This is a genomic window from Luteimonas sp. 100069 (genome assembly GCF_003813845.1).
GTDB lineage: Bacteria > Pseudomonadota > Gammaproteobacteria > Xanthomonadales > Xanthomonadaceae > Luteimonas > Luteimonas chenhongjianii.
On sequence record NZ_RPFN01000007.1, the window covers coordinates 125,499 to 150,030 of the forward strand.

General features: G+C 65.9%; 19 protein-coding genes. 9 read left to right on the forward strand and 10 right to left on the reverse strand.

Annotated features, from left to right (window positions below; all coding sequences use genetic code 11):
* Position 1: 1 nt before the first annotated feature.
* Positions 2-1,105: a GGDEF domain-containing protein gene (locus tag EGK76_RS14260; RefSeq protein WP_233580320.1), complete on the reverse strand. Its 1,104-nt coding sequence runs from the start codon at positions 1,103-1,105 to the stop codon at positions 2-4.
* Between the two features lie 839 nt (positions 1,106-1,944).
* Here EGK76_RS14260 and EGK76_RS14265 point away from each other — a divergent pair.
* On the forward strand, positions 1,945-2,994 hold the full coding sequence (locus EGK76_RS14265; RefSeq protein ID WP_123833051.1) for a DUF2776 family protein: 1,050 nt from the start codon (positions 1,945-1,947) through the stop codon (positions 2,992-2,994).
* Positions 2,995-3,128: 134 nt separating this feature from the next.
* Here EGK76_RS14265 and EGK76_RS14270 read toward each other — a convergent pair whose 3' ends face one another.
* The 4 genes from EGK76_RS14270 to EGK76_RS14285 form a co-directional block, all read right to left on the reverse strand.
* On the reverse strand, positions 3,129-4,214 hold the full coding sequence (locus EGK76_RS14270; RefSeq protein ID WP_199730922.1) for an NAD(P)-dependent alcohol dehydrogenase: 1,086 nt from the start codon (positions 4,212-4,214) through the stop codon (positions 3,129-3,131).
* 332 nt (positions 4,215-4,546) lie between these two features.
* On the reverse strand, positions 4,547-5,581 hold the full coding sequence (locus EGK76_RS14275; protein WP_123833053.1) for a DUF4105 domain-containing protein: 1,035 nt from the start codon (positions 5,579-5,581) through the stop codon (positions 4,547-4,549).
* Positions 5,582-5,785: 204 nt separating this feature from the next.
* Complete coding sequence (locus EGK76_RS14280) at positions 5,786-6,142, reverse strand: hypothetical protein (RefSeq protein ID WP_123833054.1); 357 nt, start codon at positions 6,140-6,142, stop codon at positions 5,786-5,788.
* Positions 6,143-6,245: 103 nt separating this feature from the next.
* The gene (locus tag EGK76_RS14285; RefSeq protein ID WP_123833055.1) at positions 6,246-7,043 is read right to left on the reverse strand and encodes a PIN domain-containing protein; all 798 of its coding nucleotides are present in this window, start codon (positions 7,041-7,043) and stop codon (positions 6,246-6,248) included.
* A 72-nt stretch (positions 7,044-7,115) separates the two neighbouring features.
* Here EGK76_RS14285 and EGK76_RS14290 point away from each other — a divergent pair, with 72 nt between their 5' ends.
* Positions 7,116-7,982 carry a DUF3883 domain-containing protein gene (locus EGK76_RS14290; protein WP_233580324.1) on the forward strand — a complete coding sequence of 289 codons (867 nt, stop codon included), beginning with the start codon at positions 7,116-7,118 and terminating at the stop codon, positions 7,980-7,982.
* A 302-nt stretch (positions 7,983-8,284) separates the two neighbouring features.
* Complete coding sequence (locus EGK76_RS14295) at positions 8,285-10,246, forward strand: M61 family peptidase (RefSeq protein ID WP_233580321.1); 1,962 nt, start codon at positions 8,285-8,287, stop codon at positions 10,244-10,246.
* Between the two features lie 221 nt (positions 10,247-10,467).
* Here EGK76_RS14295 and EGK76_RS14300 read toward each other — a convergent pair whose 3' ends face one another.
* Both EGK76_RS14300 and EGK76_RS14305 read right to left on the reverse strand, forming a co-directional pair.
* Positions 10,468-12,198, reverse strand: a complete 1,731-nt coding sequence (locus EGK76_RS14300; protein WP_123833056.1) for a hypothetical protein — start codon at positions 12,196-12,198, stop codon at positions 10,468-10,470.
* Positions 12,199-12,588: 390 nt separating this feature from the next.
* Positions 12,589-13,974, reverse strand: a complete 1,386-nt coding sequence (locus EGK76_RS14305) for a serine hydrolase domain-containing protein (protein WP_123833057.1) — start codon at positions 13,972-13,974, stop codon at positions 12,589-12,591.
* A 256-nt stretch (positions 13,975-14,230) separates the two neighbouring features.
* Here EGK76_RS14305 and EGK76_RS14310 point away from each other — a divergent pair, with 256 nt between their 5' ends.
* The 3 genes from EGK76_RS14310 to EGK76_RS14320 all read left to right on the forward strand — a co-directional run bounded on the left by EGK76_RS14310 (position 14,231) and on the right by EGK76_RS14320 (position 16,572).
* Complete coding sequence (locus EGK76_RS14310; RefSeq protein WP_123833058.1) at positions 14,231-15,190, forward strand: HNH endonuclease; 960 nt, start codon at positions 14,231-14,233, stop codon at positions 15,188-15,190.
* A 213-nt stretch (positions 15,191-15,403) separates the two neighbouring features.
* Complete coding sequence (locus tag EGK76_RS14315; RefSeq protein ID WP_123833059.1) at positions 15,404-15,742, forward strand: transposase; 339 nt, start codon at positions 15,404-15,406, stop codon at positions 15,740-15,742.
* A complete protein-coding gene (locus EGK76_RS14320; protein WP_233580325.1) occupies positions 15,712-16,572 on the forward strand; it encodes an IS3 family transposase in 861 nt (286 codons plus the stop codon). Before EGK76_RS14315 ends, EGK76_RS14320 begins: the two co-directional genes overlap by 31 nt.
* Positions 16,573-16,754: 182 nt before the next feature.
* On the opposite strand, the gene EGK76_RS14325 is transcribed toward EGK76_RS14320, so the two are convergent.
* The 3 genes from EGK76_RS14325 to aceE all read right to left on the reverse strand — a co-directional run bounded on the left by EGK76_RS14325 (position 16,755) and on the right by aceE (position 21,110).
* Positions 16,755-17,750, reverse strand: coding sequence for a hypothetical protein (locus EGK76_RS14325; RefSeq protein WP_123833061.1), 996 nt, complete (start codon positions 17,748-17,750; stop codon positions 16,755-16,757).
* Positions 17,747-18,181 (reverse strand): hypothetical protein, encoded by a 435-nt coding sequence (locus EGK76_RS14330; protein ID WP_123833062.1) that lies wholly within the window; start codon positions 18,179-18,181, stop codon positions 17,747-17,749. Before EGK76_RS14330 ends, EGK76_RS14325 begins: the two co-directional genes overlap by 4 nt.
* A gap of 238 nt (positions 18,182-18,419) precedes the next feature.
* Positions 18,420-21,110: a pyruvate dehydrogenase (acetyl-transferring), homodimeric type gene (gene aceE, locus EGK76_RS14335; RefSeq protein ID WP_096297009.1), complete on the reverse strand. Its 2,691-nt coding sequence runs from the start codon at positions 21,108-21,110 to the stop codon at positions 18,420-18,422.
* A gap of 199 nt (positions 21,111-21,309) precedes the next feature.
* Here aceE and EGK76_RS14340 point away from each other — a divergent pair, with 199 nt between their 5' ends.
* The 3 genes from EGK76_RS14340 to EGK76_RS14350 are packed head-to-tail and all read left to right on the forward strand — an operon-like array spanning position 21,310 to position 23,935.
* Positions 21,310-23,127 carry an ATP-binding protein gene (locus EGK76_RS14340; RefSeq protein ID WP_123833063.1) on the forward strand — a complete coding sequence of 606 codons (1,818 nt, stop codon included), beginning with the start codon at positions 21,310-21,312 and terminating at the stop codon, positions 23,125-23,127.
* On the forward strand, positions 23,124-23,564 hold the full coding sequence (locus tag EGK76_RS14345; protein ID WP_096297007.1) for a response regulator: 441 nt from the start codon (positions 23,124-23,126) through the stop codon (positions 23,562-23,564). Before EGK76_RS14340 ends, EGK76_RS14345 begins: the two co-directional genes overlap by 4 nt.
* Positions 23,564-23,935: a response regulator gene (locus EGK76_RS14350; protein ID WP_123833064.1), complete on the forward strand. Its 372-nt coding sequence runs from the start codon at positions 23,564-23,566 to the stop codon at positions 23,933-23,935. Before EGK76_RS14345 ends, EGK76_RS14350 begins: the two co-directional genes overlap by 1 nt.
* The last annotated feature ends 597 nt before the right edge of the window (positions 23,936-24,532 follow it).

Here is a 24,532-nt window from a genome sequence, read left to right on the forward strand (position 1 = left end):
CTCATGGCGCGGCGCGCGCGAGCTCCACGCCCATCTGCAGCGTCGGAACAGGGTCCGAAGCATGAGAAGGCAATGCCCATTCCACGCGGTTGCGTCCGGCGTTCTTGCCGCGGTAGAGCGCGGCATCAGCGGCCCGCATTGCCCGTTCCCAGGACGCGTGATCGGTGAACCTCTCGGAAATGCCCACGGTAACGGTGCAGCGCAGGTCCTCGTATCCCGGCCCCTGCAGCATGGCCGCCGACTCGACGCTGCTGCGTATGCACTCGGCCACGCGCAACGCGGTCTCTGCGTCGCCCCCCGGGCAGATGGCGGCGAACTCCTCGCCCCCCATCCGACAGACCACGTCGTCCTTGCGCACGGCACCGCGCAGGATGCCGGCGACGGCGCACAGCACGGCATCGCCCACGTGATGCCCGTAGTTGTCGTTGATGCACTTGAAATGGTCGATATCGACCAGCAGTAGGCGCGCACCGGTGTTTCGCCGCCGGAAGCTGGCGTCCAACAGCTCGCCGAGACCACGACGGTTGAGCAGCTGCGTCAGCGGGTCGTGCGCGGCCACACCACGGAGCGTGTCTGTCAGGCGACGCAGCACGAGCCAGACGATGGCCGGCGGAATGATCGTCGCCAGCGAACACATGTAGACATAGAAGACCATCTGGAACCGGCCATCCATGCGCAACGCCGGAAGGCCCCCGGCCAGGAGCTTTTCGAGCTTGAGCACGTTCAACACGCAGATGCCGCCGATCAGCACGATGAGCAGCAAGGCCTCCCCGCGCATGTCGCGGGCGAAGCTGCGCATCCCCGCCGCCAGGGCCACCACCATGCACGCGAAGCTCAGAGCGCAGGTCGCCGACAACGCCGCGTAGCGTGCCACCGATCCCCACAGTGCATGCAGCATCCACTGCACCAGCGCATATCCCAGCGCAACCCCGATCAGTGGCCACAACAGCGGCACCTGACGACCAAAGAAGCGCGCACCACCCACGCTGTAGGCGAGCAAGGCGCACAGGGTGAACGAGTGATTCACCACACTCATCCAACTCCACCCGGCCGGGCCCTCCAGCAACTGCAGCACATACGCGAACCCGAGCAGCAGATTGCCCATCGCGAATGCGTCCGTCCCCATCTTCGCGGCGCCCAGGCGCCGGCTGATGAGCAGGAACATCGCTGTGAAGCTCAGCAGGTAGACGCACAGCATGCCGACGAGGAGGGTGGCGATCATCGGATGTTCGACAGGACCAGGGCGGAGGTGCCTGCCCGCACGCGAACGCTTGCAGCAGGACCCCGCGGCGGGAAGGGAAATCGCGGCGGCGAACGGTACACCGTCCAAGCGACCGGGTCACAGTCGCACCGGCGGGCCATGACGCCTCCACAAGAGCGGCGGCGAGTCCGAGAACTTGAGGCCCCATGGCCGGATGAAGCACGCGCCCGTCGAGGCACGTCGGCGACCACCGCGCAAAGGCGTGCGCACTGCGCCCGGGCCCTGAGGCGATTCGGCCCTCGAGGCGCTCGAGCACGCACATTGGCGCCTGAGGAGACCAGGCATGGCCGACGCGTCGGCCGGAAGCATCGCAGCGCCGTGATGGCATTCGGGCTACCTCGATCGGCAGAATGGCGATGGGTTGCCGGCGCACCCTTGAGCGAGACCGGCGCCAGCCGCGCGTGCACCGATTCGAGATCGTGCCGGTGTCGCTCACCAACGTCGAGAATGTGGGTGTATCGAGGCGCGACGCGAAAATGCGCGGCGGATCACCACGATCTCATCGCCTACCAGGGCATGTCTCCTCTTGATGGGGCGCGGAGCCCGTCTGGCGGTCACTTCCCGCCCGCGCAATCGGGTTCGTCCAGGCCGCCGTCACCGCGTCTGAAAGCACTTGTCGCGGCGGACCTGCAGGCATAGCGTGGAGCCCTGCACTCCAGTGGCCTGACCCGGGAGAACGCGCGATGAACTTTGGCATCAGCATCCTGTTCCGGGCCATCCCGCTGCTGATGGGCCTGGTCTGCCTGGGCCTGGGCTGGTACGTCTACAGCGGCGGCAGCGACGCGGATCACCGGGTCGCCGGGCACGTCCTCATGTCGCTCACCGCCATCTGCGTGGCGCTGTTCACGACCGCGGCAATGATCATCCGCCAGATCACCGGCACCTTCGCCCCGCGCTGGAAGGTGCTGCTTCCGATCCTGGGCTACAGCGTGGCGACGGCAACGGCGGTGTGGGGCCTGGTCGTGCGCGGCGGGCCGTCGGCGCCGGACTTTGTCGCCGGGCACATCATGTTCGGGGTGGCACTGATCGGCGCCTGCGTCACCACGGTCGCGGTGGCATCCAGCGTGTTCACCCTGATCCCCGTCAACAGCGCGGGACGTCGCGAGGACGGGCCTCCGCCGGGCGCCTATGGCCGCGAGATCGCCATGACGCTGATCTTCGTGCCCGTGGCCGCCGCGCTCGTGCTGGCGGTGTGGGCAGTGGTGCTGCTGGGCGACGCCTCGCAAGCGCCCAAGTACGTCGCCGGGCACGTGATGCTGGGGCTGGCGGCAATCTGCGCCTGCCTGATCTCGCTGGTGTCCACGGTCACGCGCCAGGTGCGCAACGAGTTCGGTACACGCGAGCGCTGGCTGTGGACGGCGTGGGTGCTGCTGCTTGGCAGCCTCGTGATTGTCTGGGGCCTGTTCGTGCTGTTCGGTTCCGACCGGCCCGAACGGCTTGCCCCGGGCTGCGTGCTGATCGGCCTGGGCCTGATCTGCTACAGCATCTCGTCCAAGGTCTTCCTGCTGGCTGCAGTCTGGCGGCGCGAGTTCGCGCTGGCCAACCGGGTGCCGCTGATTCCGGTATGCACCTGCCTGTCCTGCCTGTTCTTCGCCGCCTTTCTCACCGAGGCCGTGGCGACCCAATCAGGCCTGTTCGTCCCGTCGCGGGTGCTGGTGGGCCTGGGCGCGGTGTGCTTCACCCTGTTCTCGATCGTCTCGATCCTCGAGGCGGGCACCTCGCGCAAGGCCTGAGCGCTGCGCGGCATCAGCGGATTCGCCCCGACGCGAGACGGCGCTGCATACGCGCTCGGCCATTTGCCATGCAGCGCCTCATCAGCGGCCCCAGGGCGAGGCGATGCCTCGCCGCTATGCCGCTCCAGGGATCGTCAGGGAATGATCGCGATCTTCAGCACGCCGTCGCGCTGGTTGGCGAACAGGTCGTAGGCCTCGACGATGTCGTCGAGCCCGCGTTCGTGCGTCACCATGAGGCCCAGGTCGAGCCGGTTGGCGGCGATCACGTTCATCAGCCGGCGCATGCGTTCCTTGCCGCCGGGGCACAGCGCGGTGCGGATGGTGTGGTCGCCCAAGCCCGCGGCAAACTGCTCCAGCGGGATCGAAAGATCCTCCGAATACACGCCCAGACTCGACAGCGTGCCGCCCGGGCGCAGGACCTTCATCGCCTGCGCGAACGTGGCCTGGGTGCCGAGCGCCTCGATGGAGCCGTCGGCGCCCTTGCCCCCGGTGAGCTTCATCACCTCGTCCACCACGTCGACCTCGCGGAAGTTCAGCGCCACGTCCGCGCCCAGCTGCCGGGCGATGTCCAGGCGGTGGTTGTTGCCGTCCACGGCGATGATGGTGGTGGCGCCGAGCAGGCGCGCACCGGCAGTGGCGCACAGGCCGATCGGCCCCTGCGCGAACACCACCACGGTGTCGCCGATGCGGATGTTGGCGTTCTCCGCGCCCTTGAAGCCGGTGGACATGATGTCCGGGCACATCAGCACCTGGGTGTCAGTGAGTCCGTCGGGGATCGGCGCCAGGTTGGCCTCGGCGTCGGGCACCAGCACGTACTCGGCCTGGGTGCCGTCGATCCAGTTGCCGAAACGCCAGCCCGCGGTGGCCTTGTAGCCATGCGCGCCGCACTTGCCTTCGGGAATCAGGTAGCTGCCGTCCTGGCTGGGCACGCCGTCCTGGGCGGCATAGCTGTTGAAGTTCGGGCAGATGGCGCCGGCGATCACCCGCTGCCCTTCGCGGTAGCCCTTCACCGCGCTGCCGAGCTTCTCGATCACGCCGACCGGCTCGTGTCCGATCGTGAGCCCCGGCGCGACCGGATACTCGCCCTTGAGGATGTGGACGTCGGTGCCGCAGATCGTGGTGGTGGTGATGCGCATCAGCGCGTCGTTGGGACCGACGTCGGGGATGGGCTTGTCGACCAGTTCGATGCGCCCCTTCTCGATGAAGGCGGCGGCTCTCATCATGCGTGCCATTGGCGTGCTCCTTCCTGCCTGGATGTGGCGGGGTGGCGGACCATTCGAGACGCAGGTTGTCGGCACGCCGGGACCACTCTTAAGGCCGCGAACGTTAGGTCGCCGAGACGATCGGGCTGAATACTGCGGCGACAAAACAGGTCGCGTATTCACAGGCACGCGGCCCTTTTCGATCGCAATCGAAATCCGTCATATGCGGCTGGAAAGAAGAGAGGGCGTCGCGCGGATGCGTGGCAATCGCCGGGCGTGCCACGGGTTTCGTACTGCTGGTTAGCGCCGCGCGTCGCTTGACCGGGCTTCTCTTTTCCGCCCTTCGGTGCTCATGGCGCCCGCTCTGCTGCATCCGCCCCGGGCACGCCCTGGCGGATGGCACGCGAGAACTCGGCCGAGTCCGCATCCGCCAGCAGGGCGCGGGCGCGCGGGTTGATGTAACCGCGCTGCCTCAGTTCCTCATAGCTGTAGCCCGGCACGAGCGCGCCCAGCTCGTACGCATAGCGGGCGAAGTAGCCGGATAGAAGCAGGCGGTAGTCCATCGGGATCGCCGGCGTGATGCGGCGCGCCAGCTCGAAGATGATCGTCGTGCAATTGCTGACCAGCGTGTTGTAGAACGCAGGCTCGCGGCGAAGCGCGGCAGCCGCGTCCAGGTAGCCGACAAACAGCGCCCGCAGCGTCTCGGGCGGCAGGTTGAGACGGTACAGGTAGACATCCTCGCCGCGGGCGTTGCTGCGGGTACGCACGATGTCGTTTTCGTCAGCGGCGACCAGCACCTGCTCGAACTCGCGGAAGAAGCCGCCGAGCGCCGAGAACGATTCCCCGCGCTCCTTGCGGATCTCGAGCGAGAAGACCACGCGCTGCCCGTCCGCGAAGCCGAACGAGACCAGGGTGTGCGCGATCGCCGGACCCATCCAGTACGACATCACCAGGTCGGCCGAGACCAGCTGGTCCAGGTCGTACTCGCGGGTTTCCCAGCGCGGCGTGTAGTCCTCGGGCGTGCGCCAGTCGAAGTTGCGCACGTTGCGCAGGGTGACCCTGCTGCCATCGACCTCGGACTCCAGCAGACGGGCGACGTCATCCGCCCAGTCGCGCTCGTGCGAAGGCGTGAGCGTGCTCCACCACGCCAGGAGCGCGACCAGGGCGAACCCGAACGCAGGCAAGGCCCATCGCCTCCGGCCTTCCCTGCGGCGGATGCAGGCCGCCAGCCCCGCCACGCCAAGCAGGCACCACGCGAGCACCACCACCACCCGCACCGGACCCGGCCCGGGCAACTGGAACCACAGCGCCATGGCGCCCCACGCGGCGGCCAGGACGATGGCGGCCGCCAGCGCGAATGCGGCAACCCGGCGGGGGAGGCTCATGCGTCTCAAGCCGCGAAGTCTAGCGATGATTTCCAGCCGGGTGCCACGGCAGGATCAAGCCTCGCCGCGACGCAGCGCGCCCGCGCGGGCATGGGTCTTGTCGATGGTGGTCGACGGTGACGACGACGGCCATGTGGACAATCCGCCGCGCCGGAGGCCCAGCGCTTGGCGCGACCGCAGACGCTTAGCAAACGCGCGATCGCATCAAGGGACAGGTGAACCTGACCCTCTTCTCCCGTTCCGGCGCAGTGCGTGCAGCAGCGTCGCCATGGCGGCGAGCGTCGACGCCAGCGTCAGCCCGATCTGGATGGACAACCCCGCCCTGGATCGCACGAGTCGGGTGCACGCGCTGCTCTCGGCGCCATACAGCGCTGCAACGGCATCGTGCTGCAGCGCCAGCCGGCAGTCGGCGGAAAACAGCGGGAAGGTCGCCAACAGCAAGATGAAAATGCCGGCGACGGTCAGCGTGTCCCGCACCGGATGCGCGCGGTCGCGATAGCGCACGTACAGGAACGCCCCGAAGCACACGCCCATCGCGATTTCGAACAGTGCATAGCCCATATGTCGTGCCCCCGAGTCACGCCCGACAGAACGCACCCGAATGGATGTGCATAGCCGTTGCACGCACTAACCGATCCCGCACTTCTGATTCCTCGGCCGCAGGTCAGCGCGACGGGTATGTCACTTTCGCCCCATCGATCACGATGCGTTGCGTGTCCTTGAGGCTCTGAAGCACTGCATCAATGGCCTTCTCGTCAAGCGGCTTGAGCCACGACCTGATCGAAGCTCGCAAAGCAGACACCGTGCCCGGCTTCGTGGACTTCGCCAGCAGGGCGAGTACGGACTTGGCATGCGCGGCACTGGAACGCGTCTGCACTTGGGGCAAGGACGTGGGAGCCGGTGGATCGACGACGATCTTGATGGGCGGCGCCTTGGCCGGCTTTGCGATGGCCGGCTTCGCTGCAGCGGAGACTGGCGCAGCAGGCACGGATTTCGCCTCGCCCGGCTTCTTGACGCCTAGCCCCCCTGCTGCCGACTTCGAGACCGGGCCGAGCTCTGGCACTCGCTTGCAGTCGACGCCCTTCGCCACCAGATGCCGCACCAGTGGATCGAAACCGGTGTCCTTCGAGACGATCCGGAACGATGCTCCGGGCTCCCGTGCGGACAGGCACCCGATGTAATAGGCGATATGGAAATCCACGGCGTCAGGCCCGCTGCCGGCGATCTGGATGTACTCCGCATCCGTGCCGAATGGCTGCAGCGCCTGCGCCAGGTCGAGCATCACCTTGTTTTGCTGTGCGCCCAGAAACACCTTGATCCGCGATGCCCCCGGCTCGAGACGATCGAGCGCCTTGGGCTGCACGTTCTCGAAATCGATCAGGTAATACGGCTTGTCCATGTGCCCTCCCCTTCGCCGCGATTCTGCCGCGTGGCGTGCGCCGCGGGAAGCGGGGACGCGCATCCCCTGCAGGGCGTCACGCGGGCGACCCCGCTATCCTGGTGCGACCCCGCAGGAGCGCGCGCATTGGATAACGTGGACGGCGAAACCGGATCTCCCTGGACCGATGCAGAGATCGAGGCGACGGTCGCCACCTACTTCCAGATGCTGAGGACGCAGGAGCTCGGCCAGACGCTCAACAAGGCGGAGCACAATCGCCGCCTGCAGTCCCGGATCCCCGCCCGCAGTCGCGGCGCCATCGAGTTCAAGCACGCCAACATCAGCGCTGTGCTCATGGAGGTCTACGACGCGCCGCAGCTGCGCGGCTATCTGCCCCGCTTCAACTACCAGAGCGATCTGGTGATCCCGGTCGGCCGCGCGCTCGCTGCAGACCGCGTCCTCGACGAGGCGGCGTTGCGAAACGTGCAAAGTGCCGTGGAAACACCGCTGCTCGACAGCTATGACGCATTCGTCGTCGATGTGCCGCTGCGCGCGACACGCAGACTTCGCGAGCCGCTGAAGGACTGGTCCACCGTCGTGCCGATCAAGCGCGACTACCTGCAGCGCGAAGCACTCAATCGCTCGCTCGGCCTCGCAGGCGAAGCGCTCGTGCTGGAGTACGAAGCGCGCCGCCTGCACGCCCTGGGCGCGCGCGGATTGGCCGATCGTGTCGAGCATGTCTCGCAGACCCGCGGCGATGGCCTGGGCCACGACATCCTCTCGTTCGAGACCGATGGGCGCGAGCGCTACATCGAGGTCAAGACCACGGCGTACCTCGCCGAAACGCCTTTCTTCATCTCGCCGAACGAGGCGGCGTTCTCGGACGCCCACGCCGAACAATTCCATCTCTACCGCGTGTTCGACTTCAGGCAATCGCCGCGCATGTTCGTGCTGCCGGGCGCGGTCGGCGCGCATTGCCGGCTCGATCCGGTCAGCTTTCGTGCGACGCTCCTGGCGCGCTGAGCCGCAAGCCAATCCAACCGCTCCAGGCTGCTCATTCTCATCGCGCTCTTGGTGATGCTTTGAGACAGCCGGGGCAAGACTGGCGTCCTCGGCGTCACCCAAATCGAGCAATGTGAGCCCTCCCCTCGTCGCCAGTTGGACGCCGCCCTCGCCCGGGCTGCGGCTCCGCGCGCATGTTGCAGCGTCATCGCCAGGGAAGTGGCAACCTGCGCAGCGTGCCGGCGCCCTGCGCCACAGCCTGGAATGGAACCCAGCGCACTCTTCGCCGCTCCAGCCCCAGTCCCCGACTACGAGTCCGCCACGTGCCGCCATCCCCCGACCGACCCGCCGTTGCCCGCTTCACCACCTTGAAGTGCGGCCCCGGCGCCGCCCTTGCCCTGGCACTGGCCGCCGCGTTGGGCGCCACGCATCCAGTCCTTGCCACAACGCCGGAGCGGCCCGTCCAGGCGTTGGTCGCTGCGCCCATTCCGGAGCCGATCGACCGCGCGTTCGCCGGCACCGTCGAGCTGCATGTGGACGCGACCGATGTCGCGCGCAGGATCTTCAATGTGCGCCTGCGCATCCCCGTCCAGGCCGCCGGCCCGACCATGCTGCTGTACCCGCGCTGGGAGTCCACCAGCCACGGCCCAAGCCTCAGCGTCAGCAATCTCGCCGGGCTTTCGCTGTCGGCCGATGGCCAGCCGCTGCCCTGGCGGCGCCACCCGGTCGATGCGCACGCCTTCGAGCTGGACATTCCCGCTGGCGCACGAGCGCTCGAGGCGAGCTACCAGATCATCGTGGGCGCCGACGCGCTGCACCCTGACCTGGTGGTCGTGCCATGGCACCGGCTGGTGCTGTATCCCGCCGGCTGGTACGCCCGCAAGCTCATGGTGAGGCCCAGCGCCACGCTGCCACCCGGGCTGGCGCCGGTGTCGTCGCTGGATGTCGAGGCCATGCAAGCCGGAACGATCGACCTGGCGCCGGTTCCGCTCGACACCCTGCTCGATTCGCCACTCCATGCGGCCCGCCACCTCAGCAGGATCCCGCTCGACTCCACGGGCGATGCGCCGATCACCCTCAACCTCATGGCCAGCCGCGCCGGGGATCTCGACCTGCCGCCCGAGCGGAAGGCGGAACTCGGACGCATGCTCGAACAGGTCGCCGCGGTCTTCGGGCCCGCACCCTTCGAGCGCTATGAATTCCTGGCGCGACTGGAGGACGATGCATCGACCGGCGGCGCCGAGCACCGCAGCTCCAGCGAGATTTCGCTGCCATCGAACTACTTCCGCGACTGGCCGGCCCAGCTCAACGGCCGCGACATCATCCCGCACGAGCTGGTGCACGCCTGGAACGGCCTCTTCCGCGTGCCCGCCGATCTGTGGACCCCCACGCCCAACGTGCCGCAGGGCGGCAGCCTGCTGTGGGTCTATGAGGGGCAGACCGAATTTTGGGGCCGCATCCTGGCGGCGCGCGCCGGGCTGCGCAGCCCACAGGACACCCTCGACCAGCTCGCGCTCGATGCCGCCGAAGTCGCCAACCGTCCGGGCCGTGCCTGGCGCAGCCTGTCGGACGATGTGCGCTACCCGGCCTTCATGCTGCAGAAGGCCGTGCCCTGGCGCGACTGGCAGCGCCGCAAGGACTACTACCGCGAAGGCGTACTGCTGTGGCTGTGGGTGGACGCGCTGCTGCGCGAGCGCAGCGAGGGCCGCCAGGGCCTCGACGACTTCGCACGCGTGTTCTTCGCCGTGCCAGCGTCCGATGCACCCGCGCGTACCTACACGTTCGAATCCCTGTGCGCCGCGCTCGCCGCCATCGCCCCGCACGACTGGGCGGGCGAACTGCGCGCCTGGGTGGACGTCCATGAAGAGCTCGACACCACGGCGGGCCTGGTCCGCCACGGCTGGCAGCTGGCCTACACCGACACCCCCAGCGCCGCCTTCCTGCAACAGCAGGACGAGGACGGCGTCATCGACCTGTCCTACTCCATCGGCCTGGCGGTGAACGACAAGGGCGTGGTGAGGGTGGTGAACTGGAATGGCCCGGCCTTCGCCGCCGGCCTGGCGCCGGGCACCCGGATCGTGAGCGTGCACGGCCAGCCCTTCGACGGCGCACGCCTCGTGGCCGCGGTCCGCGATGCAGAACGGTCACCCATCCAGTTGCTCGTCGAGCAGGACGGCGAACGCGTCGAGCGGGCGATCCCTTACCGCGGAACGCTGCGCTACCCGCACCTCGTCCGGGTGGCGGGCAGGCCGGACACGCTCACACCGCTACTGGCGCCTCGCTAGATCTGGTCAATCTGCATGAAGTTCCAGCTGGCTCTTTCGGCTTCGCTTCGCCTCTCCAGCTGCCATCCGCGCTTCTCGAAGTGAACCTGACCCCGTTAGCGCTGACTCCAAAGCAACCTGCTACTCAATTGCGGGGGGACGTCGCCATTGTCCGAGAAACCCAGGGCAGTCCAACCTGACCCCGTTACGGCCGTTACGCTGCCGACACACCTATCCGCCCCTCAGGGCATGCACGGCTCCCCGGTCTTGGAAGCAGGCTCGATGCGCCACGATTCAACTGGTGCGCCGCGAGGGAGGTAGTCGACCTGTAGCGGCTTTCCTGCCCGCTCCAACTGCAGTGTCATGCGTGCGTCAGGGTCGTTTCTTACGATCGACAAGGGCGTGTACCCGACAATGATGTCGTCTACGAGAACACCTGCGCGCTCGGCAGCGGAGTCCGGCTGCAGATCCTTGACCACGCCCATACGCATGGGGTCAAAACCGAGCACGAATGGACTGTACGATGCCGGGACCGCGCGAAAACAGCCCAACACGTGAGGCTCGGGAACGATGTGCGTACCAGCCATCACTGCGTCGAGCGCCTCGCCGGCAGCGGCGCCGAGCTCGCCGATGACCATGGCACGCCATTCCGACAGGCCCACGTGCTCACCCGCGCGCTGGCGCCTGAGGACATCCAGCACAAGCGTGTCCAGCGAGCGCGCAACGCGTCCACGCTCGCGCAGCTGTGCATCGAGGTTCATCAGATAGATGAAGCCGCGCAGGTATGGGACGCGCTGGGCTTGGCTGTCCGTCCATGCTTTCTCAGCGGCGTCATCAATCGACAGATTGACGAAGGGGTTGCCGTAGTAATCCTCCAACTGCTTGTTGACCGACGCCAGGAACGCATCCTGGTTGGTCACTCCCGACCTCAGAAGCAGCAGAAGCGCGTAGTAATCCGCAGCGCCTTCGTTGTACCAGTACACGCGGGAGGCCTGATAGGTGTCGCCTGCGGCGCCGGCAGGCTGCAGCCTCGGCCAGGTGTGCACCATTTCGTGAGCGAGCAGATCGTCGGGGTTGGTGGCCCCGCTCTGGCCTTCGTTGCGGAATCCGAACATGAAGGAATGCCCCAGACTGGTGCCACCGCTGCCCGGGTGCGGATTGCTTCTCGCGAAAACACGGAACTTGGCCTCTTCGTCCTCAAAGAACGCCGACATGAAGACATACAGACGCGAAAGCGAGGCAGCGAGCGTGGGGGCATCGAACGGCGGCGTGTCCATCCAGTAGAAATGGAAACGGGCAGCAGGATCCTCCGGAGCACGCTGCATAGTGCCGACTGCGTAGAAGGCGTAACGGAGCGCCTCGACCGAAGCAGTAACCCGCTGGTCCCCTTCGCCGAAGCTCGACACACCGCGCGCGTCCTCTGGCAGCGCGGCCAGATCCCAGCTCAGCTCGATCTGGCGCGGCGCCCCATCTGGCGGGAGTGCCATGAAGTAGACGCCCGCGCCCATCAAGCCCCCAGTCTGCGACCGCAGATCGAACAACGGACCGTTCCTGGTTTGGGCGTCGACCTGGCGCGGCGCGCTCGCATAGACCACTTCGACATCGCCCCGTGTCGCCCGAGTGGCGACATAGTTGCGGAACTGCCCGGACGGCGTCGGCGCTTCGTCATGCGCGCGCAACGCGATTTCGCCTAGTGAATCTGTGGCTAGGATGTCTTGGGGCGCATACGCCGCAGTGGGTGTCGACACCCGCTCGACCGGCATGCGCAACAAGGGGTCACCGGCCGCGATGCCGGGGTCAGAGAGCGATAGGCGCACCTGCAGGCGATCGATCTCGCCGTCGTCGGCGATCGGCGTCAACACAACCTTCAACGACGCTTCGGGGGGAGACGCAGCGGCCGGCGAGACAGCGAGCAATGCCAGTCCGATGCAGAACAGGCTGGCCAGCAGCGGCCGGAAATAGGGAAGCGGCACTGAAAAACGTCCTCACCGAAAGCGTCGGCATTTAGATATCCATGGTAGATCGACGCCCCCAACCTGACTATCGATTCCCCATCAAAATTTGCTCGGGCCGAACGCCGGGCCCTCCACCTATTCAACACACGCGACTCGCACAGCCACCAAGAGTGGCCGCCACGCTAGGCGAGTCATACATCAAAAGCATCCATGCCGAATCGGCACATAACCAGGCGGCCGACGTCGCGGCTTAAGTGAACCTGGCACCGTTAGCCTCCTCGAAGTGAGCTCGACCCGGTCAGCTTTCGTGCGACGCTCCTGGCGCACTGAGCCGCAACCCAATCGGTCCCCGAGCTTGCTCAGCACACTTCGCCACAGAAACCTGCGTCGCAAGTTGCCGCCTACGCGTCAATCTGCAGCGCCTTCAAGGGGCATCTCTGGAGGTGACAGATGCCAATGCAGCCGCGTCAGCAGGCGATCGCAGACCGGCGGATCGCGGTTGCTGAGGCACACCATGGTCATGTCGTTGGTCGGATAGATCGAAAGCGCGGCGCTGTTGCCGGGCGCGCCGCCGCCGTGGCCCCAGTGCGGGAACTCGGTCGGGCCTGACGAGATGAAGCCGTAGCCGTACCAGTCGGTTTGCTGCTTGATCGCCTCTTCAAACAGCGGCAGCGGGATCAGCTTGCCAGCCCTGAGCGCTTCGACGAATCGCACTTCGTCGTCGGCGGTGGTGACGCCGCCACCCGCGGGCGTGCCGCGCCATGGCAGCTGATCGGCGCTCGGCAGCAATGTGCCGTCATCGGCCTGAGTGTATCCACGCGCGACGCCGTCCATTTCTTCCAGCGTCGGGTAGCGCGTGGCCGTCATGCCGGCCGGCGCGAAGATGTGCTCGGCGACGTAGTCGTAGTAGCTCTGTCCGCTGACCGCCTCGACCACGGTGCCGAGCAGCAGGAAGCCGTAGTTCGAGTACTCGAAGTCCGATCCTGGCGGGAACGCCGGCGCACGATCGCCGTTGAGCTTGATCAGATCGGCGATGGAACGCGCCCAGACGCGGTTCGCGCCCTCATCCGGTTGCAGCACGCCGATGTCACCGGTGCCGCCCTGATGCGAGAGCAACTGCCGGATGGTGACGGCCGTCATTGCCTTGTTGGGGTAATCCGGCAGGAACTTGCCGATGGGATCGTCCAGGCCGACTTTCCCGGCACCGACCAGCTGCAGCACCGCCACGGCGGTGAACATCTTACCTTGCGATGCGAACAGGAACGGCGTGTCCAACTGCACCGGCGTGTCGTCTTCCCGATTGGCGAGTCCGAACGGCTTGGCGTAGAGCCGCTGTCCGTTCTGCTCGATGACCAGCACACCCGAAAAGCGATCCGCTGCCGCCAATTGCGTGGCGAAGACATCGAATGCTTCCAGCGCTTTCGCCTGCGGAATCTGCGATGGCTCCTGCGTGATGTGTTCCAGACGCCCCGACGCAGCGTCCTCGACCTTCACGGTGATGCGTCGCTGGACAGGAAAGCTGCGCTCCTGCGTCAACGCGACGAACTCCAATGGTGCGCTCCGCTCGACGGCGACCACATCCAGGCCGCCGGTCTCTTCGCGGCTGTCGAGCAGGTACTCGATGTTGTGCTCGGGTTCGCCGAATCGTCGCGCGTTGAACTCGGTCAGCACAGTGCGATCGTTGCGGTTGAATGCGTCTAACCACTCGTCGAAAGCTGTCTCGGCCGGAAGCTTGGCCAAGGCCGGCGTCACGAGGCATAGCAGCAACGCGACCGTCTTCAACGAGATCCGCATGAGCCCTTCATCCTTGCCGGTCACCCCAGCAGCGAGTGTCGCCCTAATCGAGCCGATAAGTGAACCTGACCCCGTTATCGCGTATCCAGATGGCTGGACCGCATACGATCACTGCCGCCGGCCGTCCTCAATCAGATGGTCTTGGCGTCATAAAAACGTGGGGAACCCTTAGAACCTGACCCCGTTACCGCTTTCCAGCTGCCGCTAGCATCTGGCAGGGCTTCCCATCGCCTAGTCGCACGGTATCCTGGGCCGCATGCCTCGGCTGCAGCTGCCCACAAACCTGCCTTTCGAAGTCGGCGCCCTTTATAACCGCCGACAACAGATCCATGGACTGCTGGGCGGACAGCAGCAGGGCGGCATCTCCACACCCAACAACTCGCCTTTCGTGATCCTTTTCACCGGGGAAGCGGGTTCGCAGCATGGCTACGGGGACCACTGGGAGTATGAGGGAGGGGAGAACATCCTTCACTACTACGGCGAGGGCCAGGCTGGGGACATGCAGGACAGCCGGGGCAACCGCGCGATCCGGGAGCATCTGCACCACAATCGCATGCTGCTCATCTTCCAGAGCCTAGGCAAGAGCCAGCCCTACCGATTCCTGGGCGAGTTCCGTTTCATCCACGCCTACGAAGAGCACGGCGTGCCGGACACGAGTGGCGCGCTACGCAAAGCCATCGTCTTCAAGCTCAAGCCGGTCGAGGACGACTTCAATCCGTTCCAGAAGGAGGTTGCAGACAGCGTCCTGCCGGAGATTGATTTGTCCACGACGGTCTCACAGCAGGTGCAGGAGATCCGCGTCAAACAATCACTGTTCAAGCGCAGGCTGCTGAATGTGGAGAAGCAATGCCGCCTGACCGGCGTCGCGGACCTGCGCTTCCTGCGGGCAAGCCATATCAAGCCCTGGTCCAAGTGCAGCAGTGGCACCGAGCGCGTAGACGGCGCGAACGGCTTGCTACTGACGCCCCACGCCGACCTGTTGTTCGATCGAGGCTGGATCACCTTCGAGGACAACGGAGCGCTTGTGCGCTCGTCCCACCTTCCCTCCGACGTCGCTAGCCGGATCGGCTTGGACCTCAGAAGCGGCCGCCGCTGCGGCGGGTTTGATGCAAAGCAGAAGACCTATCTCGAGTACCACCGGAACGCGGTCTTCGAGACCACCTTCAAGAAGATCGACGACCCACTCTCAGACCTGGTCTCTCCGGCGCTGTACTAGCCCCGGCACGCTGACCGTGAGCGGAAGATCTGGGACGCCAACCACTCCCCTTTCCACAAAGCATCCTCGCTCCTCTCGACTTCGGACAGTCGACTGGGCCCCCGCTTCTCGGAGGGCCGCATCTGCCCTGCTTCCTATCCCGATAAATGAACCTGGAGTGGCCCGGCTAATTCGGACACCTGATAACGGGGACAATGGTCCCGGAGGTGTTCCATGGTCAAGCGTCAGCAGTTCACGGCCGAGTTCAAACTTGAAGCGGTGCGGCAGATGCGAGTAGGCAGCAAACCTATCGCCCAGTTGTCGCGAGAGCTCGGCATTCCGCGTAACCGCTTGTACAAGTGGAATCAGGCTGTGCAAACACATGGCGAGCAGGCGGCATTTCCCGGCTCAGGCCGTCGCTCGGTGGAGCAAGCCGAGCTGATGCGATTACGGGGCGCGTTGGCGCGAGCCGAGCAGGAGCTCGAGATCTTAAAAAAAGCGGAGGCGTACTTCGCGAAAACACCAACGCGCGGTACGCCTGGATCCAAGCGCAGCAAGCGGCCTACCCGGTGACTGCGCTGTGCCGTGCCTTGAGCGTGTCGCGAAGTGGCTTCCACGCATGGCAACACCGTGTACCCAGTGCACGCCATGAGGCCGATGCGCGGCTGGCGCTGGTGATCCAGGCCACGCACATTGAGTATCGGCAGGCGTATGGAACGCGCCGCCTTTGGCGCGTACTGATTGATCGTGGCGAGTCATGCGGGCGGCATCGCGTTGCACGCCTGCGGCGTCGACATGGCGTGGTCACGCTTCGACGCCGGCGTTTCCTGCGTGCACGCGCTCCCTACGCGCGTATACCTGCCGCTCCGAATCGACTGAATTGGCCCTTCTCAAGCGCTGCTCCCGATCGCGTATGGGTCGGCGATATCACGCACATCCCAACGCGGGAGGGCTGGCTCTATCTCGCCACCGTCCTGGACGTGTGCAGCAGACGCATCGTTGGCTGGGCGATGGCGTCGCAACAGACCCGCGACCTGGCCGGACGCGCCCTGGAGATGGCTATCGTCCATCGACGTCCCGCGGCGAATGTGATCCTCCACCACGATCGCGGCAGCCAGTACACGAGTGCCCGCTACCGTGCGAAAGCGGCGGCAGCACACATGGTGCTGAGCATGAGCCGGCCGGGCATGCTTTATGACAATGCGATGGCAGAAAGCTTCTTCAGCACCCTGAAACTGGAACTCGTACCAGACAAGGCCTTCGCCTCACGAGACGCCGCCAGGCTCGCCGTGTTCGATTACATCGAGACCTTCTACAACCGCACCCGCATGCACTCTGCGCTGGGTTACCAATCGCCCGATCAATACGAAAAGCAGTTAAATCGCCTAGGGTATGTGCCTTAGGCTACTTGTCCGAGAAACCCGGGGCACTCCAACCTGACCCCGTTATCCCGCACGTTCCGATATCTGGAAGCACTCGGACTTCCGAAGCTTTAGCCTTCAGCCCATGGCCGCAGGGACGAGTCTGTAACGCCACACTAAGAAGTGAACTTGGCAGCGTTATTCCTCCTGCTGCCCTAACCGTCCTAAGCGAATAGGCCGGGATCTTCCGCCACACCCATTTCGTTGAAGACTGTCACGCGGACAACGCGAAGCATCCTCGGGATTCCGCTAGACGCCCCTTCGCCAAAGCCGGAAACCTCGACGTGGCGGCCCGCAAGCGTTTCAAGATTGATCATTGCATCTGGCAAAAGCTGGCATCGAACGGAGGCGGTCGGATCAAGGGTGAGGCGGCGCAACTCAAAGCGGCGGAAGTCGAGGTCAAGTTCGCGGACATCTCCCCGGATAGAAAACTGGGTCGGACCGGTCTTGTCCTGCCTAAGTTGATGCCGAAGTTCCTTGCGCAGCTTCGGAGTCAATGGCGAGCCGACCTCGCTTCGCTTCTCATCGGACGAGGCAATAGTCACGCGAGCAATACCCGACTTCGTGGTCGGCGCGAGGCGGGCAACCGCTACCAACGCAGCATCACGCACCTTCGCATCCGGGACTTCTTCGCGCGCTTCGATTGAATCTTCGTCCAGATACTTGCTGATGATCCGAATGGATCGCATCGCCTCGCGCGTTGCGCGCAGGATCGGGTCATCGGCGCCCAGCATGTGTTGCTGACCGTCGTGCCGCTCGGGCGGCTCCGCCTTGATGCCGATATAGAGGCTGCCGGGTGCCAAGGCAGACAAAGACAGTTCAACATCCTGGTCGGAAATGTTTGCGTCATCTCTAAGCTGCGCGACCGCCTTGGCAACGCTGAACACCTGCTGCCGAATATTCGAGAAGATCGCTTCGATCAGCTTGAGCTTGGGCGTATGGTCACGCAGTGCTGGCCCTTCCAGATGGAAAACAAGGTCTGACTCGTCCATCGCCTTGGCAAGCGGGAATTCGGTTTCATAAAGTTCATCGACCTTGCGATACAGCTCGCGGCAGAGCGCGTCTGAGTCGACGCCCGAACGTTGAGCAAGGCGGCGAGCATTCTCGATTTGACCGAGAAGGATATGAGCCTTTGAGTGGACCTCTGTAACCCAGGTCATGGCTGAATCCTCAGAATGCCTTTGCGCGTATCAGGCGGCAGTTGTCGTTGCTGTAATTCCTCGACTCTGACGTACTGGAAGAATTGTCTTAGGTCTTTATCTGCGTCTGGGTGAAAGAACCAGAAGTCAACCTTGAAATCGTGCTTGATCGCTGCCTGATGGAACGTGAAAAGGGTCAAAGCGGTGCCAATCTGCGAATCGGTGGCATTGGTGAGGTCAAGCACGAAATCAATGTCACTCGGAGCATCCTTCGCCGTGGTGTAGCTGCCATCCACGAAGTAAGGAAGGTCAAGGTCGTGATCGTCGCGAAGCCACGTCAAGAACTCCCGGAACTTGTCCAGCAGCCCGACCCTGTGGTCATTAATCCCGAAGGTGTTTTCAACCTCGCCTAGATCACAGTCGAATTCGCCAGCTGGCAGATATCCGTCCACCGTCAACGCAGGAATTGGCACTCCGTCCCCCTGACACGCTCCCCCAACCTGCGAGTTAAGCACTCGAGAGGGCATGGGGCAACAAGCCGGAGGAAGTGGATCATCGGCGCCGGCTTTCGCGCAGGCTGCTTCCACCACGCGCGTTGAGACAGAAATTGCCCCAGAACGAACGGTGCCAGGTTCACTTAAAAAAAAGGCGGCCAGATGGCCGCCCTTTCTTGTATTCCATCGACTGGAATCAAACCCCAACCGGATTCACCTTCTCCGGATCGATCTTGTACAGCTTGATCGCCCGGGCCACATCCTTGCCGGTCATCTTGCCGTCCTTCATCAGGCCCTCGATCGCAGCCTGAGCGATGTAGTAACGATCCACTTCGAAGTGACGGCGCAGGTTGGCGCGGGTGTCGGAGCGGCCGAAGCCGTCGGTGCCGAGCACGGTGTACGTGGCCGGGACGAAGGCGCGGATCTGGTCGGCGAACGCGCGCACGTAGTCCGTGGCGGCGATGACCGGGCCCTGGCGGCCTTCGAGCAGCTGGGTGACGTAGGCCTTGCGCGGGATCTTGGCTTCGGGGTTGAAGCGGTTCCAGCGCTCGGCATCCCAGCCGTCGCGACGCAGCTCGGTGAAGCTGGGGCAGGACCAGATGTCGGCGGTGACGCCGAAGTCCTTGTCCAGCAGCTCGGCGGCGGCGATGGCCTCGCGCAGGATGGTGCCCGAGCCCAGCAGCTGCACGCGCAGCTCGCCCTTCTTGGGCTTGCCGGCGTCCTTGAGCAGGTACATGCCCTTGATGACGCCCTCGGCCGCGCCCTCCGGCAGCGCCGGGTGGCTGTAGTTCTCGTTCATCAGGGTGAGATAGAAGAACTCGTCTTCCTGCTGGTCGAGCATGCGCTGCATGCCGTAGTGCAGGATCACGGCCACTTCGCCGGCGAAGGTGGGGTCGTAGGCGCGGCAGTTCGGGATGGCGCCGGCCAGCAGGTGGCTGTGGCCGTCCTCGTGCTGCAGGCCTTCGCCGTTGAGCGTGGTGCGGCCGGCGGTGGCGCCGAGCAGGAAGCCGCGGGCGCGCATGTCGGCGGCCTGCCAGGCGGAGTCGCCGATGCGCTGGAAGCCGAACATCGAGTAGTAGATGTAGAACGGCAGCATCTGCACGTCGTTGGTGCTGTAGCTCGTCGCCGCCGCCATCCAGCTGGCGAACGCGCCGGCTTCGGTGATGCCTTCTTCCAGCACCTGGCCGGCCGCGTCCTCGCGGTAGTACGAGAGCTGGTCGCGGTCGACCGGCTTGTACTTCTGGCCCTGCGGGGCGTAGATGCCCAGCTGGCGGAACAGGCCTTCCATGCCGAAGGTGCGCGCCTCGTCGGCGACGATCGGCACCACGCGCGGGCCCACCTGCTTGTCGCGCAGGATGATGGAGAGCGACTGCACGAACGCCATGGTGGTGCTGATGCTGCGCTCGCCGGTGTCCTGCATCAGGCGGTCGAACACCTTGAGTTCGGGGGCCTTGAGCGACTCGGTGCTCTTGCGGCGGCGCTGCGGCAGGAAGCCGCCCAGCGCCTGGCGGCGCTCGAGCATGTACTGCACTTCCTCGGAATCCTTGCCCGGGTGATAGAACGGAATCTCGCCGTCCTTGAGCGCCGCGTCGCTGACCGGAATCTTGAAGCGGTCGCGGAAGGTGCGCACGGCCTCGTCGTCGAGCTTCTTGGTGTTGTGGGTGGGGTTGAGCGCTTCACCGGCGCTGCCCAGGCCATAGCCCTTGACCGTCTTGGCGAGGATGACCGTGGGCTGGCCCTTGGTGTCCATGGCGTTCTGGTAGGCGGCGAAGACCTTGTGCGGATCGTGGCCGCCGCGGTTGAGGCGCCAGATGTCGTCGTCGCTGAGGTTGGCGACGAGGTTGGCGGTTTCCGGATATTTGCCGAAGAAGTGCTCGCGCGTGTACGCGCCGCCGAAGGCCTTGCAGTTCTGGTACTCGCCGTCGACGGTCTCCATCATCAGCTTCTTGAGCATGCCGTCCTTGTCCTTGGCAAGAAGCGGATCCCAGTAGCTGCCCCAGATGGTCTTGACCACGTTCCAGCCGGCGCCGCGGAAGCCGCCTTCGAGTTCCTGGATGATCTTGCCGTTGCCGCGCACCGGGCCGTCGAGGCGCTGCAGGTTGCAGTTGATGACGAAGACCAGGTTGTCGAGGCCCTCACGGCCCGCGACCGAGATCGCGCCGAGGCTTTCGGGCTCGTCGGTCTCGCCGTCGCCCATGAAGCACCACACCTTGCGGTCGGACTTGGGCATCAGGCCGCGCGCTTCGAGGTACTTCCAGTAGCGCGCCTGGTAGATGGCGGCGATCGGGCCCAGGCCCATCGAGACCGTGGGCACCTGCCAGTAATCGGGCATCAGCCAGGGGTGCGGATAGGACGAGATGCCCTGGCCATCGACTTCCATGCGGAAGTGTTCGAGCTGGTCCTGCGTGAAGCGGCCTTCGAGGAACGAGCGGGCGTAGATGCCCGGCGAGCTGTGGCCCTGGGTTGCGACGACATCGCCCGGGTGGTCGGCCGACGGCGCGCGGAAGAAGTGGTTGAAGCCCACGTCATACAGCGTGGCGCTCGAGGCGAAGCTGGCGATATGGCCACCGAGGTCACCCGGCTTGCGGTTGGCGCGTACCACCATCGCCATCGCGTTCCAGCGGATGATCGAGCGGATGCGCCATTCGAGCTCGGCGTTGCCCGGCATCTTCGGCTCGAGGTGGGCCGGGATGGTGTTGACGTATTCGGTGGTCGGGGCGAACGGCAGGTGCGCACCGGCGCGGCGCGTCAGCTCGACCATGCTCTCCAGCAGCTGATGGGCGCGCTCGGGACCGCCTGCGTCAATGACCGCTTTGAGCGACTCGACCCACTCACGGCTTTCGGTCGGATCGGGGTCGTTCTGCAGGACGTCGTTCAGCCAATTCATGTGCGCTCCGGCGCGGCACGCTTGGCCGCGGTGTATGGGGTCGATCGGACCCCCGATTCTAACAAAGCTGACACCGGGTACCCGACGGTGGCGCACGGTCCATTGCCAGTCGTGCCGGGCCTCGGCCATGATCCCGTGTTCAGGGGAACATGCGGCATCATTGCGCGCCCTGAATGCCCGCGCCCGAGCCTACCTGCCGATGCCGAACTCCGCTGTGCTCCTGCCTTTCAGCCGCTGGCGCATGCCCGTGCTCGGGCTGCTGGTCGCGCTGATCGTGATCGGCCCGTTCCTGATCATCCGCGCCGCGACGCTCGAGGCCGAGGAAGCCACGGCCGACGTGGTGCACACCCGCGAGGTCGAGACCCTGATCCACTGGGTGGCGGCGGATGCACGCAGCCTGGAAGGCGCAGCCGTTGCCCGCAGCCGGGGGATCGACACCCCCATCCTCACCCGGCGCATCGAGGAGTCCCGCGACCGGGTGATGCCCAACCTCGATCTCGTGGTAGAGCTGACTCGCGACAATCCGGCGCAGCAGGTGCGCCTGGGCGCGCTGCGCAGCGCGCTGGAGCAGCGGCTGGAGCGGATCGACGCGGTGCTGCGCGCCGGTCCGGCGGCCACCAACCGCCAGATCGACGACATGATCATGCTCAATACGATCCAGCAGCAGGTGCAGGAGATCATCGAGGCGGAGGAAACGTTGCTCGCGGAGCGCCAGAACGCGGCCGCCCGCGCCTCGCAGCAGGCCACTCTCGCCAGCTGGACGGCGATGATCGTGCAGTTGCTGCTGCTGCTGGGAACCGGCTATTTCGCGGTGCGCCAGCAGTCGGGGCGCGTGGAGGCCGAACGCCAGGCCAGCCAGGCCAGTGGCCGGGCGGCGGCGGTGCTCGACAGCGTGCGCGAGCCGATCGTGCTGATCGATGCCGAGCAGCGCGTGGTGATGCACAACGCCGCGTTCTCCGAGCTCTACGCGGTGGACGAGCAGGTCCGCGGACGCAAGCTGGCCGACATCGGCGATGGCGCGTGGAACGACGCCGACACCCTGCGCCGACTGCATGACGTGCTGGCACGCGGCCGCGAGCTGTGGGACTACCGGCTCACCCAGCCCACCGTCGACGGTGCGGAGCGCACCATGCTGCTCAACGCGCGGCGCATGCCGCTGCCCGACCGCGACGATGCGGTGGCCCTGATCACCGCGTCCGACATCACCGCCCAGACCATCAGCGAACGCCAGATCCGCGAGCTCAACCGCCAGCTGGAAGGCAAGGTGGAGCAGGTTTCGGACGTGAACCGCGAGCTGGAGGCCTTCAGCTACTCGGTCTCCCACGACCTGCGCGCGCCGCTGCGCCATATCGCCGGGTTCGCCGACAAGCTGGGCCGGCACCTGGGCGACCAGGCGGACGACAAGACCCGGCACTACCTGGGCGTCATCGGCTCCTCGGCCAAGCGCATGTCCGCGCTGATCGACGATCTTCTGGTGTATTCGCGCCTGGGCCGCAACGCCATGCGCCTGCAGAGCGTGGACCTGCAGTCGATGGTCGCCGACACCCGCGCGATGCTCGACAGCAACGCGCACGCCGAGAATCCCCAGCACCGCATCGAATGGTCGGTGGCGCCGCTGCCGATCGTCGTCGGCGACGAGAACATGCTGCGCCAGGTGTGGCTCAACCTGCTGGGGAATGCGGTCAAGTACAGCAGCGGCGTCGAGCCGGCGCGCATCCAGGTGGAGTGCAAGCGTCTCGATGAGGGCGGCTACGAGTTCCTGATCCGCGACAACGGCGCCGGCTTCGACATGCAGTACGCCGGCAAGCTGTTCGGCGTGTTCCAGCGCCTGCACTCGGCCACCGAGTTCCCCGGCACCGGTGTGGGCCTGGCCAGCGTGCGGCGCGTTCTGGGACGCCATGGCGGCCGTATCTGGGCCGAATCCGCCGTGGGCCAAGGCGCCACGTTCCACTTCACCCTGCCTGCGTCCGCGCATGACGCCGGCGTCTCTTCCAAACCCGGAAAAATCCTGACATGAGCGAAATCCGCACCATCCTCCTCGCCGAGGACAGCCCGCACGATGCCGAGATGGCGATCGATGCCCTGCGCGAGGCGCACCTGGCCAATCCGATCGTGCACGTCGAGGACGGCGTGGACGCGCTGGACTACCTGCTGCGCCGGGGCAAGTTCGAAGGCCGCAAGAATGGCGATCCCGCGGTGCTGCTGCTCGACATCAAGATGCCGCGCATGGACGGCCTGGAAGTGCTCAAGCAGCTGCGCGAACACGAGTCGCTGCAGCACATCCCGGTGGTGATCCTGTCCTCGTCGCGCGAAGAGAGCGACCTGGCGCGCAGCTGGGACCTCGGCGTCAACGCCTACGTGGTCAAGCCGGTGGATGTGGACCAGTTCTTCGACGCGGTGCGCACGCTGGGCAAGTTCTGGGCCGTGCTCAACGAAACGCCCGTCGAAGAGTGATGCCCGGGCCGGCGCCGTTGCGGGTATTGATCGTCGACGACTCGCCCGACGACGCCGAGCTCACCGAACTCGCGCTGCACGATGCGGGCATGGACGTGGAGTGCCGGCGCGCTTACGGCGAAGCCGGCCTGGCCGACCTGCTGCGCGAATTCCGGCCGCAGCTGGTGCTCTCGGACGTCAACCTGCCCGGATTCTCCGGCGCCCAGGCCATGGCGATGGCGCGCACGGCCCTGCCGGATGTGCCGGTGGTGTTCCTCACCGGCTCGGCGATCGGCGTGCCGGGTGAAGAACTCCCGGTCGGCGACGCCCTGGTGTTCAAGGACGAGCTGACGCTGCTGCCGGACATCGTGCGGCGGCTGATGGCCGCATAGCGCGAGATTCGTGGAACGGCGCGTGCGCGTGCGCGTGCCGGAGTTGGCTGGATGCTTCGTTGCATTGCAGCGGGTCGGCTGCGGCCGATGGCGCCTGCAGCATCTGTCTTTGGCATCCCCACGGTGCGCATCCGCGCGCGTGCTGCCTGGTTGGGCCTCCCGGCCCTGCTCCGGCGGCACGGGAGTGTGAGCTTTGCGGCGCCGGGCGCTGCCCTCACCCCAACCCCTCTCCCGGGGGGAGAGGGGCTTGAGAGTTGCGGGGGCCGGACGCGGGGCGAGAGGCGATGGGCTTCAAGTCCGCGTCGCTGAGCCGCCCGCGCCGCGCCGCGCAGAGCCCCTCTCCCTTTGGGAGAGGGGCTTGAGAGTCCGGGGGGCCGGACGCTGCGCCGGGGCTGCCCTCACCCCAACCCCTCTCCCGGAGGGAGAGGGGCTTGAGAGTTGCGAGGCCGGACGTTGCGGCGGGGGCGGCCCTCACCCCAAGCCCTCTCCCGGGGGGAGAGGGGCTTGAGAGTTGCGAGGCCGGACGCTGCGCCGGGGGCTGCCCTCACCCAAGCCCCTCTCCCGGGGGGAGAGGGGCTTGAGCGTCGTGGGGGCCGG

Excerpts from the sequence above, each read along its gene's own strand:
- EGK76_RS14260 (WP_233580320.1), bottom strand. The coding sequence starts at position 1,105 with ATGGGCAATCTGCTGCTCGGGTTCGCGTATGTGCTGCAGTTGCTGGAG.
- EGK76_RS14265 (WP_123833051.1), top strand. The coding sequence starts at position 1,945 with ATGAACTTTGGCATCAGCATCCTGTTCCGGGCCATCCCGCTGCTGATG.
- EGK76_RS14270 (WP_199730922.1), bottom strand. The coding sequence starts at position 4,214 with ATGAGAGCCGCCGCCTTCATCGAGAAGGGGCGCATCGAACTGGTCGAC.
- EGK76_RS14275 (WP_123833053.1), bottom strand. The coding sequence starts at position 5,581 with ATGAGCCTCCCCCGCCGGGTTGCCGCATTCGCGCTGGCGGCCGCCATC.
- EGK76_RS14280 (WP_123833054.1), bottom strand. The coding sequence starts at position 6,142 with ATGGGCTATGCACTGTTCGAAATCGCGATGGGCGTGTGCTTCGGGGCG.
- EGK76_RS14285 (WP_123833055.1), bottom strand. The coding sequence starts at position 7,043 with ATGCGCGTCCCCGCTTCCCGCGGCGCACGCCACGCGGCAGAATCGCGG.
- EGK76_RS14305 (WP_123833057.1), bottom strand. The coding sequence starts at position 13,974 with ATGCGGATCTCGTTGAAGACGGTCGCGTTGCTGCTATGCCTCGTGACG.
- EGK76_RS14310 (WP_123833058.1), top strand. The coding sequence starts at position 14,231 with ATGCCTCGGCTGCAGCTGCCCACAAACCTGCCTTTCGAAGTCGGCGCC.
- EGK76_RS14315 (WP_123833059.1), top strand. The coding sequence starts at position 15,404 with ATGGTCAAGCGTCAGCAGTTCACGGCCGAGTTCAAACTTGAAGCGGTG.
- EGK76_RS14325 (WP_123833061.1), bottom strand. The coding sequence starts at position 17,750 with ATGACCTGGGTTACAGAGGTCCACTCAAAGGCTCATATCCTTCTCGGT.
- aceE (WP_096297009.1), bottom strand. The coding sequence starts at position 21,110 with ATGAATTGGCTGAACGACGTCCTGCAGAACGACCCCGATCCGACCGAA.
- EGK76_RS14340 (WP_123833063.1), top strand. The coding sequence starts at position 21,310 with ATGCCGAACTCCGCTGTGCTCCTGCCTTTCAGCCGCTGGCGCATGCCC.
- EGK76_RS14345 (WP_096297007.1), top strand. The coding sequence starts at position 23,124 with ATGAGCGAAATCCGCACCATCCTCCTCGCCGAGGACAGCCCGCACGAT.
- EGK76_RS14350 (WP_123833064.1), top strand. The coding sequence starts at position 23,564 with ATGCCCGGGCCGGCGCCGTTGCGGGTATTGATCGTCGACGACTCGCCC.